An 18769-nucleotide genomic window follows, 5' to 3' on the forward strand; every position below is an offset into this window, starting at 1 on the left:
ACCGGCGGACGGCGTCCCGGGCCGGTCGCCCGGCAACTAGGATCCAGGAATGATCAGCCGACAGCTCACCGCCTTCAACACCGCCACCGAGTCGACGAACAAGATCCACGACGACGAGACCGCGCGACGATTCGGATTCACCGGCGGCCTCGTGCCCGGCGTGGAGGTGCACGGCTATCTCTCCTGGGGCCCGGTGCGCACCTGGGGCGAGCAGTGGCTCACGCGCGGCACGATGACCTCCCGGTACAGCCGCCCGACCTACGACGGCAGCCAGGTGACGGTCACCTTCGACGAGCGCACGGGGGAGGCGACCGTCGGAGACGGAGAGCAGGTAGACGCGATCGCCACAGCCGCGCTGCCTGGCCTGTCCAAGGTCGCGCCGGCGATCTCCGACTACCCCCACCTGCCGGTGCCCGCGGATCCGCCGCCGGCATCGCCGCATTCGTTGTCGACCGGGCACCATCTGGGCAGCGCGGACCTCGTGTTCCCGGACGAGAAGGCCGAGCGCTATCTGGACGACGTCCGGGAGGAGCTGGCGATCTACCGCGAGCTCGAGGTGGCGCACCCGGGATGGGTTCTGGGGCTGGCGAACCAGCTGCTGATGACGAATGTCGTCCTCGGCCCGTGGATACATGTGGGCAGCACCGTCACGAACTTCGCCCCGATCCGCCGCGGGCAGCAGGTGAGCTGCCGCGGCTCGGTGACGGACCAGTACGAGAAGTCCGGCCACCGCTTCGTCGAGCTCGACGTCGCCGTCTTCGCCGACGAGGCCGCCGCCGCCCATATCCAGCACGTCGCAATCTACGAGCCACGGCAGGTCCGGCAGCACCTCGGGTGATCGGTCCCGCGCCGCGCCAATGACGCACCGCCGTGGGCTCTCGGCGACACGTCGGGGGTGGCCTGGACCGGAGACGAGGGTCACAATAGGCTCTACTCATGGCTGGTTCGATTCTTGGCAATGAGGTCCGTCGGCTCGAGGATCCGGAGATCCTCCTCGGCAAAGGCATCTACGTAGGTGACATCACGCCCGAGGGAATGGCGTACGTCGCATTCACCCGCTCGACCGTTCCCCACGGAACGATCACCTCAATCGACACCACCGAGGCCGAAGGCATGCCCGGTGTCTTGAAGGTCTACACGGCCGAGAATCTCGGGGTGAAGCCCTTTCAGCTGATCTTCCCGGTCGACGACGCGCTGGCTCGCCCGCCGCTCGCCGACGGGCGAGTGAAGTTCGTCGGCGAGCCGGTCGCGGCGGTTGTCGCGCAGACGCCGGGGGAGGCGGGGGGCGCCGCCGAGACAAACTTCGCCGATATCGAGCCGGTGCCGGCCGTCACGGGCATCGAGGCGGCCACGTCAGAGGACGCGCCCGTGATCCTCGAGGCGCTCGGCAAGAACGTCGTGACCGGCTTCCATGACCCGACCGATCCGCTCGACGACGCAGACGTCGTCGTCAAGGCGAGGCTGTCCAACCAGCGCGTCGCAGCTGCGCCGATGGAGGCGCAGGGCACGCTCGCCGTGCCGCCGCGCGACGGTGAGCCGTTGACCGTCTACGCCAGCTCCCAGGGCGTCCACTACATCAAGAGCATGATCAAGGGCGCCTTCGGGCTCGAGGACGACCAGGTGCGGGTGGTCGGCCCATTAGTCGGTGGCGCGTTCGGGGCCAAGTTCAGCCTGCCGCACGAGGGTGCGGTGGCGATCAAGGCGGCGATGGACCTGGACCGTCCGGTGCAGTGGATCGAGACCCGCTCGGAGAACTTCACTGGGATGCCGCACGGCCGGGCCCAGGTGCAGTGGGTCGAGATGGGCTTCAAGAAGGACGGTTCGGTGACCGGCCTGCGCTGCCACGTGCTTGGCGACGGTGGGGCATACGGCGGATTCGGCGGGGGGCTGTTCGGCTCGACCAAGATGATGTCGCAAGGCGTCTACAACATCCCGAAGATCGCCTTCTCGGCTGCCTTCGTGCTCACGAACACCACGCAGACCGGCGCCTACCGCGGAGCCGGCCGACCCGAGGCGACCGCGCTGCTCGAGCGGCTGATGGACATGGGCGCAGCGGAGCTCGGGATCGATGCCGCCGAGATCCGGCGCAAGAACTTCATGGAGCCCTTCGACCAGCCGCTGATGACGATCGTGGGCGCGCCGTACGACTCGGGCAACTACGCGCTTCCGCTCGACGTCGCCCTGAAGGAGTCGGGCTACGACCGGCTGCGCCAGGAGCAGAAGGAGCGACGCGACCGCGGTGACCGGGTCCAGCTCGGCATCGGCGTCAGTGCGTACGTCGAGGTGACCGCCGGTCTCGGCCCGTCGGAGTGGGGCAGCGTCACCATCGAGGACGACGGCAGCGCCACGATGCGCGTCGGCAGCAGCGCGCACGGCCAGGGGCACCGCACCGCCTTCGCGACGCTGGTGTCCGACCAGCTCGGCATCCCGATCGAGAGGATCACGCTGATCGACAACGACACCAACGAGGTCGAGAGCGGCTGGGGCACCGGCGGATCACGATCGCTGCAGGTCGCCGGAAACGCGGTCCGCAACGCCGCCGTAGAGGTCCTCGCGCGGGCGAAGTCGCTCGCCGCGGACCAGTTGGAGGCGAGCGCCGACGACATCGTGGTGATGGACGACGGCGGACTCGGCGTGGCCGGTGTGCCCGGCAAGACGGTCGCGTGGGCCGAGCTGGCAGCGCTCGCCAAGGCCGATGGCGGCGAGCCGCTGCAGTACGCCGGGGTCTGGGACGGCCCCGGTCCGTCCTTCCCGTTCGGTGCTCACGTCTCGGTGGTCGAGGTCGACCTAGATACCGGCCGCGTGACGCCGCGCGAGCACTACGCCGTCGACGACTGTGGCCGCATCCTCAACCCGATGCTGGTGCGCGGACAGCAGCACGGAGGCATCGCGCAAGGCCTGGCCCAGTCGCTGTTCGAGGAGGTGCTGTACGACGAGGACGGCAACCCGATCACCATGGCGCTGGCCGACTACGGCGTCCCCTCCGCTGCCGACCTGTGTACGTTCACGGCGCTGAACACCGAGACTCCCGCACCGGGCAACCCGATCGGCGCCAAGGGCATCGGCGAGTCCGGGACCATCGGCGCCACGCCGGCGGTGCACTCCGCGGTCATCGACGCGGTCGCGCATCTCGGCATCCGGCACATCGACATGCCGTGCACGCCCGAGAAGGTGTGGCGCGCGGTGAGGGACGCCGAGCAGGGCACGCATGCGGACATCTGGAGCGATCCGCCGTCCTTCTTCGCCAGCCTCCCCGAGCAGAAGGCCACCGACCCAGGCGGCGACGAAGGCGTTCAGGCGTAGGGCTACCGGAGGACGTCTCATGACCAACGATGCAGACCGCACGTTCCTGAACCTGGCGATCGAGCAGGCCCGGATCGGCTGGGACGAGGGCGGCATACCGATCGGCGCTGCCCTGGTGCGCGGCGACGAGGTGCTGGCGGTGGGCCGCAACCGCCGCGTGCAGAAGGGCAGCGCGATCCTGCACGGTGAGACCGACGCCATCGAGAACGCCGGGAGGCTTCCGGCGAAGGTATATCGCGACTCGACCGTCTATACGACCCTGTCGCCGTGTCTGATGTGCGCTGGGACCATCCTCATGTACGAGATTCCCCGCGTCGTGATCGGCGAGAACCGGACCTTCGAGCAGTCCGAGGAGTTGCTTCGCAGCTACGGTGTGAAGATCGACGTCGTCGACGACCAGGAGTGCCTCGAGCTGATGAACCGGATGATCGCGGAGAAGCCCCAGCTGTGGAGCGAGGACATCGGCGTCGACGAGTCCGAGCTGACGAGCTGAGATGGGCCGAAGGATCGACGACGGCGCGCGAGTCGCCGGCGGAGGGCTCTGAGATCCCGCGTACCGCCGACGAGGCCGCCGCCGTGGATGCCGACTATCCGCTGACCCCGGTTCCGCGGGACGCCCGCAAGAGCTTCTTCTCGATCATGGTCGTGCTGCTCGGGTTCACGATCTTCACCCCGACGATGATCGCCGGCGCCGGGATCGGCGTCGCCTTCCGCTTCGGCGACTTCCTGCTAGTCCTGCTCGCTGGATCGCTGATCCTCGGAGCGTACGTGTGCGCGATCGGCCTGCTGGGTCAACGCAGCGGCCTCACCACGGTCGTGATGAGTCGCTACACGCTCGGATACGGCGGTTTCCAGCTTGCCTCGATCCTGCTCGGCGGCACCCAGATCGGGTGGTACGGCGTCGTCATCGGCACGATCGGCGACATGACCGCGCAGGCGTTCGGGTGGACCGGTTATGCCCCGCGGGCCGCCACGATGGTCGTGGTCAGCATCCTGATGGCTGCCACCGCCTACTACGGGTACCGCGGCATGTACTGGGTCTCGCTGATCTCGACCCCGCTCATCCTGATCCTGGCGTTCTGGATCATGTTCCGGGCGCTCGATCACGGCGGGTGGGGCGCGCTGTTCGACATCGAGCCGTCCACCACCATGACCTGGGCGGCCGCGATCACCGCGATCGTCGGCACCTTCGTATCGGCCGGCACCCAGGTGGCGAACTGGACCCGGTTCGCGCACCGGCCGAGCCACGCCGTCGGCGCGGCGGCCATCGGGTTCTTCATCGGCAACGGGCTGATGATCTTCTTCGGCGCCATCGGCGCCCTGACGTACGGCGAGGGTGACTTCACCCAGCTCCTGTACACCATGGGCCTGATCGGGTGGGGCCTGTTCTTCCTGTTCGGCAACCTCTGGAAGTCCAATGCCGACACCGCGTACGCGTTCGGGGTCGCGGGGGCAGAGCTGTTCAACAAGCCGTCCAAGTCGCCGTTCATCGTCGGCGGCGCCGTGATCGGCACGATCCTCGCGCTCACCGGAGTACAGAACCACATCATCGAGTACCTGGTCCTGCTGGGCGTGTTCATCCCACCGCTGGGCGGCGTCCTGCTCGGTGACTGGTTCGCGCGGTGGCGCCGGGGACGTCCACCGATCACGGCCATCACCCAGGCGTTGCGGTGGCAGGGCCTGCTGCCGTACGCCGTCGCGAGCGCGATCGCCTATGCCACCAACGAGCTGCAGTGGGGGATCGCCCCCGTCAACGGCATCATCGTCGCCGCACTGCTCGCCTTCGCCCTCGCGCGAGTGGGCGATCCGGGCGTCCGCCCAGCGGCTGGGCAGCACGTCTGATCTCCCGCGACGCGAGGGCGCAAGCTGTGGTGCTGCGGACCATAGTGACGAAGGTCGCCCCGTCCACCAGCCAGGGCCGACGTCGTGCTCGCCGAGCTCGCCGACGCGGTCCGAGCCGCAGCAGCAGTCCGCAAGCGTGATGTCGACCACCAGCACTCAGTACGACGACCCCTATGGCCCGGCCACCTCGCCAACCTGCCCTCGGAGTACCTAGGGCTCCGGGGCAGTAGTGGCGTTATCGATCACCGGACCGGGCGAAGACCCCGCGGCGCTGGAGACCGTGCTGGAGCAGACGGCACAGAAGGCGTACTCGAAGGCAGAGCCATCGCTGTGAACGCATGACAACTGTCATGCTCAGGTCGTGACGACAGGGTGAGGCGGCGCGTCCGCCGGCGCGCCAGGATGAGGTCATGAGCACACCACCACCGGCGGTCCGCATCAACGGGCTGACCAAGACCTTCGGAACTCGCGGGGCCAAGGTGGTCCAGGCAGTGCGCGGCGTGGACCTGACGATCAGCTCCGGTGAGATCGTGGCCCTCCTCGGGCCGAACGGCGCGGGAAAGACCACCACCCTGGACGTCGTCCTCGGGCTGTCCGATCCCAGCGACGGCCGAGTCGACGTGCTGGGCATGACGCCCCGTAGAGCCGTCGACTCGGGCCGAGTCTCGGCGGTCCTTCAGACCGGGGGACTGCTGGCCGACATCAGCGTCCGGGAGACCGTCGAGCTGATCGCGTCGACCTACCGCGAGCACATTGGCGTGAACGAGGCGATGCGCCGAGCCGGAATCGAGCACCTGGCCGCGCGCCGGGTGTCGAAGTGCTCCGGCGGCGAGCAGCAGCGGCTGCGGTTCGCGCTCGCGCTGCTGCCCGACCCCGACCTGTTGATCCTTGACGAGCCGACGGCCGGGATGGACGTCAGCGCGCGGCACGAGTTCTGGGACACGATGCGTGCCGACGCCGGCTCGGGCCGCACGGTCATCTTCGCCACCCACTATCTCGAGGAGGCCGACGCCTTCGCCGACCGCATCGTGATGATGGCGCGTGGCGCCGTGGTGGCGGACGGCAGCACCGAGCAGATTCGCTCCCGCGCGGGAGGCCGCGTCGTCTCCGCGGACTTCAGCGTCGAGGGCTTCGAGAACGCGATGCGCGTCATCGCGTCCTTCCCGGGTGTGGAGTCGACCGAGGCCCGCGGATGCCGGATCTACGCGCGGACGCAGCGCTCGGACGACCTCGCTCGCCAGATCCTCACCGAGCTCGATGGCAGCGCGCTCGAGATTGCGACAGCGAACCTGGACCACGCCTTCATGACGTTGACCGAGTCTGCCCATGAGGGGGATAACGAGTGAACCCCACATTCGTCTGGATCGAGCTCAAGCGGATCTTCCGGAATGTCCCGGCGCTGTTCTTCACGGCAGTGCTCCCGGCCTTCATGTACATCGTGTTCGGCGCGACTCAGGACTACAAGGACCAGCGGGTGGGCAACGGCAACGTCGCGATGTTCATCATGGTGTCGATGGCGGTGTACGGCGCGGTCACCGCGACCACGAGCATCGGCGGCTCGGCGGCTGTGGAACGCATGCAGGGCTGGGGTCGCCAGCTCGGGCTGACCCCGATGCGGGACTCGGGCTATGTGTCCAGCAAGGCTATGGTCGCCATCATCATCGCGTTGATCCCGATCGCGCTCATCTATGCGATCGGCGCGTCCACGGGCGCCGACGCCACCGCGAGCGCCTGGGTGCTCACGGCCGTGCTGTGCGTGCTCGGCTCGGCGATATTCGCGCTGTTCGGCCTGGCGATCGGGGCGGCTTTCCGTTCCGAGGCGGCGGTGAGCGCAGCCGGCGGCTCCATCGTGATCCTCGGTTTCCTCGGCAATGTGTTCATCCCGCTGTCGGGCACGATGCTCGCGATCGCCAAGTTCACACCCCTCTACGGAGTTGCCGCACTCGCGCGCTATCCGGTCACCGAGGGCTATCTCGCCTCCGGCGACGGGGCCAGCGATCGTGACGAGCTCTGGGAGATCCTGCTTAATGTAGGCGGATGGACGTTGATATTCGCGGTGCTGGCGATCGTGCTGGTCCGCAAGGGGCGCAACCGGCAGTGAACCAGGCCGAGCACCGTGACGGTGCCTCTCCGGGATCGGCCGCCGAGCAGGGGTTCGCGGACCGGTTCGGGTGGCTGCTCGGCGGCATCTGGGTGATCTTCCTCGTCTATCCCGCGCTCGGCATCCTGCACTCGGACACACCGGCGGCCTGGAAGGCCGCCGGTGTCGCCGTCACGGTGGCCTTCGGTGTGGTGTACGTCGCTGCTCTTGCGGCTCTCGACCGGATTGAGGCGCCGGAGGCGGACCGGCGCTTCTTCGTCTTCCTCTGTCTCATGCTGCTCGCGATCGTCACGATTCCCTACCTCGGTCTCGGCGCCCTCGGTTTCGTTCCCTACCTGGTGTCGTACTCGATGCTTGCGCTGCCCCGCCGGTTCGCCTACGCCGTGTTCGTGCTGGCGCTCACCATGACGATCGTGCTGCCTGCCATCGCCAGGTTGATCGGCGACTGGTGGTTCATGGCGATCATCGTGATGCTCACCGGGTTCACCACCCTGTTCGTGCGGATCATGGAGGAGCGCGAGACCCAGACCGAGATCGTCAAGGAGCAGCTGGCAGTGGTCGCCGAGCGCGAGCGCGTGGCGCGGGACGTCCACGATGTCCTCGGCCACTCCTTAACCGTCGTGACGGTGAAGGCCGAGCTCGCGCAGCGGCTGATCGACGTCGATCCCGACCGGGCGCGCAGCGAGATGCATCAGATCCAGTCCCTCACGAGGCAGGCACTTGCCGAGGTCCGGGCCACGGTCGGCGGGCTGCGGGTGGCTCGCCTGGGCGACGAGCTCGACTTGTCCCGAGACGCGCTGGCGTCGGCGGGGGTCAGGGGCACGGTCCCGGACGATCCGGACGTCGTGGATCCTCGCTACCGGATCATCTTCGCGTGGGCATTGCGCGAGGCGATCACGAACGTCATCCGGCACTCCGGAGCCACCGAATGCGTGGTCTCATTGTCGGAACGGGGGATGACTGTCGTCGACAACGGCATCGGGCTCGGTGAGCGCCCCGCCGGCAACGGGCTCAGGGGCATTCGAGAGCGGGTCGAGGCGGCGTCCGGTCGACTCGACATCCGCACCGACGTGGAGTCCGGTGGCACGCTGATGAAGGTGGTGATGTAGCCGATGGTCCGGGTACTGCTGGCCGACGACCAGGCTCTGGTCCGCGGCGCCATGGCCGCCCTGCTGAGCCTCGAGACGGACATCGAGGTCGTCGCTGAGGTCGGCCGCGGCGACCTCGTCGTCGACGCCGCCCGCGAGCACGAGGCCGAGGTCTGCCTGCTCGACATCGAGATGCCAGGACTGGATGGAATTCACGCGGCCGCGGCCCTACGCGACAGTCTTCCCGGGTGCCGGTCGCTGATCGTCACGACCTTCGGTCGACCTGGATATGTGTCTCGCGCGCTCGCCGCCGGTGCGTCGGGCTTCGTCGTGAAGGACACCCCGGCCGCCGAGCTGGCCGAGGCCGTACGCCGGGTGCACGCTGGGCTGCGGGTCGTCGACCCGACCCTCGCGACGGAGACCCTCGCCGAGGGCCGGTCCCCGCTGACCGAACGCGAGCGGGAGGTGCTTGGGGTAGCGCTGCGCGGTGGCACCGTCGCCCAGATCGCCGCTGAGGTCCACCTCTCCCAGGGGACGGTTCGGAATCATCTGTCGTCCGCGATCGGGAAGACGAGCGCGTCGACCCGCGCCGAGGCGGCGCGAGTCGCTCAGGAGAACGGGTGGCTCTGAGGCGCTATCTGCGCAGATCCGCCTCGGCGGCGTCGAGCGCGCCGGCGATGGTCTTGTCGAGCACCCGGTGGTCGTAGCCGTCGTCGCCCATGGCGCCGACCTCGTACCGATGGCGGACGCCGAGCTGGATGCACGCGCCGCGCCAGCGCTGGAACGCGACGTAGAAGTCGATGCGGGAGACGTCGTTTCCGGACTTCTCCGCGTACCGCTGGGTCACCTCGTCGCGGGTCATGAAGCCGCCGGCCTGAGTCGGCGTATGCGTGGTCGCTGCGAACGCGGTCTCGCCGGGCTGTGACCAGGTGCTCAACAGCCAGCCCAGATCGGCCATGCTGTCACCGACGGTGGCCAGCTCCCAGTCAAAGATCGCCAGGATGTTGCCCTCCGGGTCGAAGCTGAGGTTCCCCACGCGGTAGTCACCGTGCGCGATGCCGGTCACCTGCGGCGGCACGTCCTCGATCAGCAGCTGGGCGATCCGCACGACCTGCTCGGTCTCCGGCGGCATGACGGCCTGCACTTGCGCGGTCCACCGCTCGACCTGCCGCTGGATGTATCCGGTGGTCTTGCGCGAGCCGGGTACATCCAGCTCGTTCACGTCGAGCGAGTGCAGGCGGGCGAGGACGTCGGCGATCTGCTCGCTGGCGTGATAGCGGGCCGGCTCGGACAGCTGTTGCGCGTCGTCGCTGTCGCCCATGACCACGCCGTCCACGAAGTCCATGACGTAGAAGTCCGCGCCCGTCACCGCATGGTCGTCGCAGAACGCCAGGGGCGCGGCAACGGGTACGCCGGTGCCCTGCAGCGCGGTGATGAACTTCCACTCGCGGCCCATGTCGTGGGCGGACTCGAGCACGCTGCCGGTCGGCGGCCGGCGCAGCGCGACCTTCCGGCCCTGGGTGTCGGTGACCAGGTAGGTGAGGTTCGAGCGGCCTCCGGCAATGAGGGTGAACTGGGCCGGGCCGGCGAATCCCTGGACGTTGTCGCTGATCCAGCGGGTCACGGCGTCCGGTTCGATTCCGGCGATCGGTCGGGAGTCAGACGTCATGGCTAGAGGGTAACCGACCGAACGCTTGCTCGGTAGATCATGGTCATCCGATCCGGGGCATCTCCCCAGCGCGCTCGTACGCTGCCTCGTGGGCGGCTCCGGCTGCCAGGACCGTGGGCTCGTCGAAGGGCCGCCCGATCAGCTGCATCCCGACCGGCAGCCCGCTGCCGGTGAACCCGCACGGGACCGACAGTGCGGGCAGCCCGGTGAGATTTCCGGGCGCGCTGGTCCGCACATAGGCGTTGATGACCGGCTCGCCGGTGCTCTCGAAGGCCTCCTGGCCGACCTTCGCCGGCGGCTGGGGGAGGGTCGGCGCCGCCACGAGGTCGATCCCCTCGGCGAACATGTCCCGCCAGCCCTGCTGCAGCAGGCTTCTCACGCGCAGGGCCTTGATGTAGTCGGTGGCGTAGATGAGCTCACCGGCCTCGAGCAGCACCCGCACGTCGGGCTCGATGTCACCGCCCTTCTCGCGCAGTCGCTCCTGGTGATAGGCGCTGGCCTCGGAGCAGAAGATGGCGTACTCGCACGGCATGTACGCCGCTGCGTGCGGGATCTCCACCTCGCGGATCTGGGCACCGAGACCGGCCAGCCGCTCCACACCCGCCCGCACGGCTGCATCGACATCCGGGTCGACCCCGTCGGTGAAGTAGTTCGTCGGCACGCCGATGGTCAGGCCTTGGACGCCGCGGCCCAGCGCGTCGTCATAGTCCGCGACCGGTACGTCGACCGTCGCCGGGTCGGTCCGGTCGTAGCCGGCGACCGCCTGCAGCATCGCAGCCGTGTCCGCGACGGTGCGGGCCATCGGGCCCACGTGGTCCAGCGCCCAGCTCAGGGATGCGATTCCGGTACGCGACACGCGTCCATAGGTGGCCTTCAGCCCGACGACCCCATTGACCGACGAGGGGATGCGGATCGAGCCCCCGGTGTCGGTGCCGATCGCGATGTGGCACATCCCGGCGGCGAGCGCGGCCCCCGAGCCGCCGCTGGAGCCCCCCGGGATGTGGTCGAGGTTCCAGGGGTTGCGTGTCGTCGGCGTGATGACGCCGAAGGCGAACTCGTGCGTGTGGGTCTTGCCGACCATGATGGCCCCGGCCTCGGCCAGCCGGCGGACGATCGCGGCGTCCTCGTCCGGTATGTAGTCCAGCCGGGTGCGCGAGCTGGAGGTGGTCGGGACGCCAGCGGTCTCGACCAGATCCTTCACGCCGACGGTGATTCCGTGCAATGGCCCGCGGTAGTTGCCGGAGGCGATCTCCTGCTCGGCGCGGCGAGCGGCGTCCATCGCATCCTCGGCGGTCACCGTGGCGAACGCGCCGACCTTGTCCTCGAGCTGGTCGATGCGGGCGAGCACCGACTCGACCAGCTCGACCGGTGACAGCTGCTTTGACTCGATGAGCGCGGCCGCGTCGACGACCGACAGTTCGTACGGGGCCATGGCTACTCCCACCTCGCGTCGAATGCCGTGGCCACCGGCGTCTCGCCGATGTCGATGGCGTCGAGCTGGTCGATCAGCCCGACGATGCTGTCCAGCACCGGGGCCACGACCTCGGCGCGGTCCGGCGTCAGCGTGAGGCGTGCATGCGCGCTGAGATGCTCCAGCGGCGCTCCGGTCGACGGTCTGCGGGTGGGGAACTCCACGACGGATACCTCCTGCTCACGACCGGTCGGCCACCGGCCACACTGTGAGCACCATTGCAGACAGGTTCAGCCCAGACAATCGTTGTTGAAAGTGCAATCAGATATACAGTTCCAAGGTGACTTCCGCACCGCTGCGCATCGGCTACGTGTCGCTGCATACCTCGCCGACCGATCTGCCGGGCAGCGGCGACGCCGGCGGCATGAACGTCGTCGAGCTCAACCAGGCGCTCGCCCTCGGGCGCCGGGGTCATTCGGTCGACCTGATCACTCGCCGGGCCGATGCCGCGCTCCCGGCGTTTTCGCAGATCGGCCCCGGGGTCACGCTGCGGCTGCTGGATGCCGGCCCGGCCGAGCCGATGGCCAAGAGCGCGCAGGAAGCCGTGATCGACGACTTCGGTCGCGAGCTGGCCGGCCTCGAACCGTACGACGTGATCGTCTCCCAGCACTGGATGTCCGGCATGGCGGCGCTCCCGGTCGCGCGCACCTGGTCGGTCCCGCACGTGCAGAGCTATCACTCGATCGCGGCGTCGGTCGGTGCAGCCCTCGAAGAGGGAGAGCCGCCGGAATCGGCCGGACGCGAGGCCGGAGAGCGACGGCTTGCGGCCGAATCGGAGGCGATTGTCGCGATCAGCGGGGCGGAGGCCGCGACCGTGATCGACCGGCTCCACGCAGACCCCACCAAGGTGCACGTCGTCCCGCCAGGAGTGGACCGCACGGTCTTCACTCCGACCAGGAATCGTCGCGATCCCAGATATATAGCCTATGCGGCTCGCCTGCAGCCACTCAAGGCGCCCGACCTCGCCATCCGAGCGCTCGCCGAGGTGACGCCCGCCGTACGCCCGGAACTGTGGATCGCGGGTGACACCTCCCGTGACTTCACCGCCTACCGTGCCGAGCTCGACGAGCTGGTCCGGGAGCTCGGGCTGGCTGACCTGGTCCGGTTCGTCGGCTCCTTCGACCGGCCCGGCCTGGCCCGCTTCTTCCAGGAAGCAACCCTCACGGTGGTCCCCTCCTTCTCAGAGACCTTCGGCCTGGTCGCACTCGAGTCCGCGGCGTGCGGTACGCCGGTGATCGCCACGGCAACCGGCGGCCTCATGGAGTCGGTCTCCGACGGCGAATCCGGGGTGCTCATGCGTGACCGCGACCCGCGTGCGTGGGGGACGCAGATCGAGGCACTGCTGACCGATCCCGAGCGCTACGACGAGCTCGTGTCCGGGGCGGTGCGGCACGCCACCCGCTTCGACTGGGATGACTCGGCCGCGGGCGTCGAGTCGGTCCTCACCGCGCTGGTGACGGGCCGATGACCACCAGCCCCGGCCGCTTCCCTTACGGGCGAGTGCTGCTGATCCACGCCCACCCGGACGACGAGACACTCGCCACCGGAGTGCTCATCGCGGACCTGACCGCGCGCGGAGCAGCCGCCGGCGTGGTCACGGCCACCCGCGGCGAGCAGGGGGAGATCGTCGACGGAGCGCTCGCCCGGCCGGTGTCCGGCGAGCAGCTGAGCAGGGTGCGTGAGGACGAGCTGCGCGAAGCCCTGGACTCGCTCGGCGTGCGATGGCACGCCTACCTGGGCACCCGGCCCGCCCGCGCCGCCGGGCTGGCTGATCGCGCATACGCGGACTCAGGCATGCGATGGATCCGGCCCGGTCTGGCCGGTCCGGCGGGGGACGTCGGACCGGACGCGCTCACCCGGGCTCCGCTGGAGGAGGTGACCGGGGACATCGCTGCCGCGATCTCGGCCTACCGGCCCGACGCGGTCGTGACCTACGACGTCGACGGCGGATACGGCCACCCCGACCACGTGCTCTGCCACCACGCCACCGTGCGGGCCTGCCAGGAGCTGGACGTCGCGCTGTGGTTCACGACGTCCGACCCCGCCGAGCACCATGTCGCGGTCGAGGGCGCCCAGCACCTCGACATCGTCAAGCGCGCATTGCGCAGCCACCGCACGCAGTTGACCGTGGTCGGCGAGGACGTCGTGCACAGCGGCGGGCAGCGCGAGCCGATCCTGACCCGGGTGCTGCTGCGTCGCGGGTGAGATGCGGGGCGATCGGCGGCGCGTGATGCCGGGCGATCAGCCGTGCAGCGGTGCGGCCGTCCGCTCGCTCGCGTACGTCAGGTCGACCCCGGGCGCCAGCTCCACCACGTCGAAGCCCTCCCCGGCGACCGCGAACACGCCGAGATCGGTGTAGACGCGGTCGACGACGCTCATCGCAGTCAGCGGGTACTGGCATCTGGCCACCAGCTTGCTGCGGCCCTTGGGATCGGTGTGGGTCATCGCCACGAGCACCTTCTTGGCGCCGACGGCGAGGTCCATCGCACCGCCCACGCCAGGCAGTCGCGACATGTCACCGGTCGACCAGTTCGCCAGGTCGCCGTTCATCGCGACCTCGAACGCACCCAAGACCGACACGTCGAGATGTCCACCTCGCATGATCATGAACGAGTCGGTGTGATGGAAGTACGAACCACCCGGCAACAAGGTGACGAACTCCTTGCCGGCGTTGATCAGGTCCGGGTCCTGCTGATCGACCGGAGGCGCCGCGCCCATCCCCAGGATCCCGTTCTCAGAATGCAGCACGACCTCGCGCTCGGGTGGCAGGACGTCGGCGACCTTGGTCGGCATCCCGATGCCGAGATTCACGTAGGCGCCGTCCGGGATGTCCGCTGCGATCCGTCGCGCGATCTGATCGCGGCTCCAGCCGGTCTGCGTGCTCACGAGCTGACCTCCACGACTCGGTCGACGAAGATTCCCGGGGTGATGATGTGCTCGGGGTCGAGTGTGCCCAACTCCACGATCTCGGTCACCTCGACGACGGTGGTCCGGGCGGCGGTGGCCATGGTGGGCCCGAAGTTGCGCGCCGCCTTCCGGTAGGTGAGATTGCCCCACCGGTCGGCCTGGCGCGCCTTGATCAGCGCCACGTCGCCGGGCAGGGGGTTCTCGAGCACGTGCAGTCGCCCGTTGATCTCGCGGGTCTCCTTGCCCTCGCCCAGCACCGTGCCCGCGCCGGTGGGGGTGAAGAAGCCGCCGAGCCCCGCACCGGCGGCGCGCATCCGCTCGCTGAGCGTGCCCTGCGGGACGAGCTCGAGCTCGAAGGTGCCCTCCTGCCAGCGATCAAGGACCCAGTTCGCGCCGTCCACCGACCGTGGGTACGAGCAGACGAGGCGGCTGACCCGCCGCTCCCAGACCAGGGTCGCGATGGGAGAGCCATCGCCTCCGGCATTGTTCGTGACGATGGTCAGCTCGCGTGCCCCGGTATCCATGAGCGCGCCGATGAGGTGCGCCGGCATACCCGAGGCCCCGAAGCCTCCGATGAGGACGGTCTGGCCGTCCTCGACGCCGGCCAAGGCCTCGGCGCAGGACGCCACCTGTTTGTCGATCACGGCGATTCCCTCCGACTGTTGGTTGCCGACTCTAACGACCTGCCGGCCTGCAGGCGAACAGCCGCGTGTCATCCCGCTCCGACGGTTGTGGCGGCGCTGGGTAAGTTGTCGGCATGAGCCACCCCGACCGCAACGACAGCCTCGCGGAGATCCTCAAGCTCGAGACCATCGATCTCGGCCTCTACCGCACCACCTATCACTTCGAGGAAAAGTTCCCGCTCTACGGCGGGCAGGTCGCGGCGCAGGCGATCCTGGCGGCGGGGCGCACGGTCAGCGACGACCGGCAGCCGCACTCCATGCACTGCTACTTTCTCCGCGGCGGAAACCCCGCGAAGCCGGTGGTCTTCCACGTGGCCAACGACTTCGACGGCGGTTCGTTCTCCTCCCGGCGGGTGATCGCCGTGCAGGACGGCGAGGTCATCTTCAACTGCACGGTCAGCTTCCACCGGCACAACGAGGGCCCGGATCTCCAGGCGGTCCAGCCGCAGCCGATTGGCGACCCCGACGCGCTGCGCGACTGGGATGCCAAGCGGCTGCACTCGATCCAGATGAAGGAGCCTGAGCGCGACAACCCCAACAACTTCTGGCCGAAGGACTTCCTCGCGCGCGTCACCGCCGACCTCGGCGACGACCCGATGATGCATGCCGCCGGGCTCATGTACCTCACCGACGCCGGCAGCGGCCTGGCGGAGATCAGGACCCAGGACGTCGGGTTCCTCTCGACGATCGATCACACGGTCTGGCTGCACCGCATTCCCGACATCACGAAGTGGGCGCTGTTCAACTACCGCCCTCGGCGTACCGGCGGCGGCCGCGGGCTGTACACCGGATCGGTGTTCGACGGCGACGGGCAGCTGATCGCCACCGTCGCGCAGGAATGCCTGTTCCGCTACCAGCGGCCGAAGGCGGACGCATGAGACTCGGACTCGGCACGGGCTACTGGTCCTCGGGCCCGCCCGAGGGAGTGGAGCAGGCCGTCGCGCAGGCCGAGCAGCTCGGTTTCGACAGCCTGTGGACCGCCGAGGCCTACGGCTCCGACGCCCTGACGCCGCTTGCCTGGTGGGGTGCCCGCACCTCCCGGCTGCGGCTGGGCACCTCGGTGTGCCAGATGTCCGCCCGCACCCCTACGGCGCTGGCGATGGCCGCGCTCACCATGGACCACCTCAGCGGCGGACGGGTGATCGTCGGCATCGGAGCCTCCGGCCCTCAGGTGGTCGAGGGGTGGTACGGCCAGCCCTACCCGAGGCCGCTGGAGCGCACCCGCGAGTACGTCGAGATCATGCGCGCGGTGTGGCGGCGCGACGAGCCGGTCAGCCACCACGGCAAGCACTACCAGCTGCCGTACGCCGGGGGAGCGGGGCTCGGCAAGCCGCTGAAGTCGACCGTGCACCCGCTGCGTACCGACATCCCGGTGTTCCTCGGCGCCGAAGGTCCCAAGAACGTGGCCCTCGCCGCCGAGATCGCCGACGGCTGGATCCCGTTGTGGTTCTCGCCGAAGTCCGACGCGTTTTACCGCGCAGCCCTCGCTGAGGGCTTCGCGCGCGACGGTGCACGGCACGACGCGGGCAGTTTCGATGTCGCGAGCATGGCGTGGATCATCGAGCACGAGGACGTCGACGTCGCCGCCTCGTTCCTCAAGCCGGCCGTCGCGCTGTACGCGGGCGGCATGGGTGCCAAGCAGGTCAACTTCCACAAGGACGTCTTCGCTCGCATGGGCTGGGGCGAGGTGGTCGAGGAGGTGCAGGAGCTCTACCTCGCCGGCCGGTCCAAGGACGCCGCGCAAGTGATCCCGACCGCTATGGTCGAGGACGTCGCGTTGATCGGGCCGGCCGAGAAGATCGTCGAGGACTACCAGCGCCGGTGGCGCGACACCTGCCTCACGACGCTCATCCTGCACGGCATCCCGAAGGGCCCCAACGGCGCTCGGATCCTCGACGCCATCCGCGAGTAGCCGCGTCGATCGGTGGTGTCGTGCTTGCGGTCCGGTAACGATGCGGCGACAACCCGCGGCGGGCGCGGAATAGCGTAGGCCCGCCCACCGTTGTGCCCTAGGTTTGCCCTGCCGGGCACCACATCACGGGAGGGCGCATGGGAGTCGAGCTGCTGCCATCGGTGCTCACCTCGGGATGGGCCAGCGGAGTCAACGCGTACGCCGCCGTCCTGGTCCTCGGGCTGATGAGCCGCTTCGGCGACGCCACCGCGATACCTGCCGGGCTCGGCAGCACCTGGGTGCTCACGATCGCGGGCGTGCTCTTCCTGGTCGAGATGGTCGCCGACAAGGTCCCGTACGTCGACTCGATCTGGGACGGCGTCCACACCTTCATCCGGCCGGTCGTGGGCGCCGGACTCGGATATCTGCTGGCCAAGGACGTCGGCGGGTACGAGGCCGTGGCGGCCACCCTGGGTGGCGGCGCGGTCGCGTTGGCCAGTCATGGTGTAAAGTCGACAAGTCGGGCGGCAATCAACACCTCGCCCGAACCGGTCAGCAACATCACGATGAGCACCGCAGAGGACGTCACGGTCCTCGGCATCCTGGCGCTTGCTGTATCGCAGCCGTGGGTCGCTGCTGCAATCTGCATCGTGCTGCTGATCGCCGGGGCAGCGGTGATCTGGTACGTAATCAGCCGGGTGCGCAGCTACCGCGAACGCCGGCGACAGCGCAGGCTCAGCCTCGGCGAGGTGCTCCGCCAGCGGATCGTGCTCGATGACGAGCCGGAGACGGCCGCCCGGCGCGAACCGAGATAAGTCTTCACCTGAAACGCAGCCGCAGTTTGCTGCGTCGTCATAGCCGACGACTTGAATCTTCGGCAAGCAACACCAAGAAAGGAGGGTCACGACGTGAACCGACGCATCGGCATCGATGAGATGGACCGCATGTGCAACGCGATTATGCAGCTGGGCTACCAGCCACATGAAGCACGTATCGCCGCCACCACGATGAGCCGGCTGGTCAACCAGCAGGGCTTCGTCGTCGGTAGCAGCGAACACCTCGCGTGGGCCCGACGAGAGATCGGCAACGACTCGATCGTCACGGCCGCAGTGGACGCGCTCGCCGCGTAGCTGCCGCACTCGAACCCCAGGCGACGCCTCCCGTACGGGAAGCGTCGCCTTTCGCGTGCGCTCAGCCCTCCAGCACGCCTGCCTCGCGTGCCGGCTCGGCGTACGCCGCCGCCAGCGAGGCCACCGTCTCGTGCGCGTTCAGGCCGCTCGGATTCGGCAGCACCCATACCGGTCGGCCCGCGATCTGGATCTGCTGGCGGCCGGCGAGCGCATCCCGTCGACCGAAGGCCGTTCGGTAGCTCGTCAGGCCCAGGAACGCGACCACCCGCGGCGCGATCGCCGTCACGCGGTCGGGGAGCAGCCGCGCACCCTCGCGAAGCTCCGCGGTGGACAGCTCGTCCGCACGCGCGGTGGCCTTGCTGACGATGTTGGTGATCGCGATCCCGCGCTGCACCAGCATCCGGCGATCCTCGGGCCGGAAACCGGCGCGTGCATCGACCAGGTACGGCGTGATCCCGGCCGCCGCCAGCGCCGGATAGAAGCGGTTTCCGGGACGTGCGAAGTGGGCCTCGGTCGCGGCACTCCACAGCCCCGGGTTGATGCCGACGAACAGCAGCCGGGCGCCCGGTCCGCGCAGGTCGGGAACGTGGTGGCCGGCGTACTGCTGCAGGTCCCGGACCTTCGGGCGCTCGGCGCGCCGCGCCGGATTGCGGGGGCTCATGACCGGAGCCTATAGAGTCGGTG

At 69.0% G+C, this 18769-nt stretch carries 20 protein-coding genes; 14 read left to right on the forward strand and 6 right to left on the reverse strand.

Annotated elements, in window-relative coordinates:
• The first annotated feature begins 49 nt into the window (after positions 1–49).
• The 8 genes from DAA40_RS16025 (at position 50) to DAA40_RS00635 (ending at position 8964) form a co-directional block, all read left to right on the forward strand.
• Entirely contained in the window at positions 50–838 is a 789-nt protein-coding gene (locus DAA40_RS16025; RefSeq protein ID WP_158716148.1) for a hypothetical protein, read from the forward strand.
• A 98-nt stretch (positions 839–936) separates the two neighbouring features.
• A complete protein-coding gene (locus DAA40_RS00605) occupies positions 937–3303 on the forward strand; it encodes a xanthine dehydrogenase family protein molybdopterin-binding subunit (RefSeq protein WP_106847821.1) in 2367 nt (788 codons plus the stop codon).
• A 19-nt stretch (positions 3304–3322) separates the two neighbouring features.
• On the forward strand, positions 3323–3796 hold the full coding sequence (locus DAA40_RS00610; protein WP_106847822.1) for a nucleoside deaminase: 474 nt from the start codon (positions 3323–3325) through the stop codon (positions 3794–3796).
• Positions 3751–5145 (forward strand): cytosine permease, encoded by a 1395-nt coding sequence (gene codB / locus DAA40_RS00615; RefSeq protein WP_234356175.1) that lies wholly within the window; start codon positions 3751–3753, stop codon positions 5143–5145. Before DAA40_RS00610 ends, codB begins: the two co-directional genes overlap by 46 nt.
• A gap of 410 nt (positions 5146–5555) precedes the next feature.
• The gene (locus tag DAA40_RS00620) at positions 5556–6491 is read left to right on the forward strand and encodes an ABC transporter ATP-binding protein (protein ID WP_106847823.1); all 936 of its coding nucleotides are present in this window, start codon (positions 5556–5558) and stop codon (positions 6489–6491) included.
• Positions 6488–7246 carry an ABC transporter permease gene (locus DAA40_RS00625; protein ID WP_106847824.1) on the forward strand — a complete coding sequence of 253 codons (759 nt, stop codon included), beginning with the start codon at positions 6488–6490 and terminating at the stop codon, positions 7244–7246. The genes DAA40_RS00620 and DAA40_RS00625 overlap by 4 nt, the downstream gene beginning before the upstream one ends.
• On the forward strand, positions 7243–8355 hold the full coding sequence (locus tag DAA40_RS00630) for a sensor histidine kinase (protein WP_158716149.1): 1113 nt from the start codon (positions 7243–7245) through the stop codon (positions 8353–8355). Before DAA40_RS00625 ends, DAA40_RS00630 begins: the two co-directional genes overlap by 4 nt.
• 3 nt (positions 8356–8358) lie before the next feature.
• A complete protein-coding gene (locus DAA40_RS00635) occupies positions 8359–8964 on the forward strand; it encodes a response regulator transcription factor (protein ID WP_106847826.1) in 606 nt (201 codons plus the stop codon).
• Positions 8965–8968: 4 nt separating this feature from the next.
• Here the strand turns inward: DAA40_RS00635 and DAA40_RS00640 are convergent, their stop codons facing one another.
• From DAA40_RS00640 to DAA40_RS00650, 3 genes are read right to left on the reverse strand one after another with little or no spacing between them, the layout of a single operon-like run.
• A complete protein-coding gene (locus tag DAA40_RS00640) occupies positions 8969–10003 on the reverse strand; it encodes a phosphotransferase family protein (RefSeq protein WP_106847827.1) in 1035 nt (344 codons plus the stop codon).
• A 43-nt stretch (positions 10004–10046) separates the two neighbouring features.
• The gene (locus tag DAA40_RS00645) at positions 10047–11435 is read right to left on the reverse strand and encodes an amidase (RefSeq protein WP_106847828.1); all 1389 of its coding nucleotides are present in this window, start codon (positions 11433–11435) and stop codon (positions 10047–10049) included.
• Positions 11436–11437: 2 nt separating this feature from the next.
• A complete protein-coding gene (locus tag DAA40_RS00650; protein ID WP_106847829.1) occupies positions 11438–11638 on the reverse strand; it encodes a hypothetical protein in 201 nt (66 codons plus the stop codon).
• A 116-nt stretch (positions 11639–11754) separates the two neighbouring features.
• On the opposite strand from DAA40_RS00650, the gene DAA40_RS00655 reads away from it, so the two are divergent.
• Both DAA40_RS00655 and DAA40_RS00660 read left to right on the forward strand, forming a co-directional pair.
• Positions 11755–12942, forward strand: a complete 1188-nt coding sequence (locus tag DAA40_RS00655) for a glycosyltransferase (protein ID WP_199849436.1) — start codon at positions 11755–11757, stop codon at positions 12940–12942.
• Complete coding sequence (locus DAA40_RS00660) at positions 12939–13679, forward strand: PIG-L deacetylase family protein (RefSeq protein ID WP_106847830.1); 741 nt, start codon at positions 12939–12941, stop codon at positions 13677–13679. Before DAA40_RS00655 ends, DAA40_RS00660 begins: the two co-directional genes overlap by 4 nt.
• A 36-nt stretch (positions 13680–13715) precedes the next feature.
• On the opposite strand, the gene DAA40_RS00665 is transcribed toward DAA40_RS00660, so the two are convergent.
• Positions 13716–14360: a 3-oxoacid CoA-transferase subunit B gene (locus DAA40_RS00665; RefSeq protein WP_106847831.1), complete on the reverse strand. Its 645-nt coding sequence runs from the start codon at positions 14358–14360 to the stop codon at positions 13716–13718.
• On the reverse strand, positions 14357–15025 hold the full coding sequence (locus tag DAA40_RS00670) for a 3-oxoacid CoA-transferase subunit A (protein ID WP_106847832.1): 669 nt from the start codon (positions 15023–15025) through the stop codon (positions 14357–14359). Before DAA40_RS00670 ends, DAA40_RS00665 begins: the two co-directional genes overlap by 4 nt.
• Before the next feature lie 113 nt (positions 15026–15138).
• On the opposite strand from DAA40_RS00670, the gene DAA40_RS00675 reads away from it, so the two are divergent.
• The 4 genes from DAA40_RS00675 (at position 15139) to DAA40_RS00690 (ending at position 18085) form a co-directional block, all read left to right on the forward strand.
• Positions 15139–15942 carry an acyl-CoA thioesterase II gene (locus DAA40_RS00675; protein WP_106847833.1) on the forward strand — a complete coding sequence of 268 codons (804 nt, stop codon included), beginning with the start codon at positions 15139–15141 and terminating at the stop codon, positions 15940–15942.
• On the forward strand, positions 15939–16976 hold the full coding sequence (locus DAA40_RS00680) for an LLM class F420-dependent oxidoreductase (protein WP_106847834.1): 1038 nt from the start codon (positions 15939–15941) through the stop codon (positions 16974–16976). Before DAA40_RS00675 ends, DAA40_RS00680 begins: the two co-directional genes overlap by 4 nt.
• Positions 16977–17113: 137 nt before the next feature.
• Positions 17114–17770 (forward strand): DUF4126 domain-containing protein, encoded by a 657-nt coding sequence (locus tag DAA40_RS00685; protein WP_106847835.1) that lies wholly within the window; start codon positions 17114–17116, stop codon positions 17768–17770.
• 93 nt (positions 17771–17863) lie between these two features.
• Positions 17864–18085 carry a hypothetical protein gene (locus DAA40_RS00690; protein ID WP_106847836.1) on the forward strand — a complete coding sequence of 74 codons (222 nt, stop codon included), beginning with the start codon at positions 17864–17866 and terminating at the stop codon, positions 18083–18085.
• A 61-nt stretch (positions 18086–18146) separates the two neighbouring features.
• Here the strand turns inward: DAA40_RS00690 and DAA40_RS00695 are convergent, their stop codons facing one another.
• Positions 18147–18746 (reverse strand): mismatch-specific DNA-glycosylase, encoded by a 600-nt coding sequence (locus tag DAA40_RS00695; protein WP_106847837.1) that lies wholly within the window; start codon positions 18744–18746, stop codon positions 18147–18149.
• Positions 18747–18769: the final 23 nt, after the last annotated feature.

The organism is Blastococcus sp. Marseille-P5729, assembly GCF_900292035.1.
Taxonomy (GTDB): domain Bacteria; phylum Actinomycetota; class Actinomycetes; order Mycobacteriales; family Antricoccaceae; genus Cumulibacter.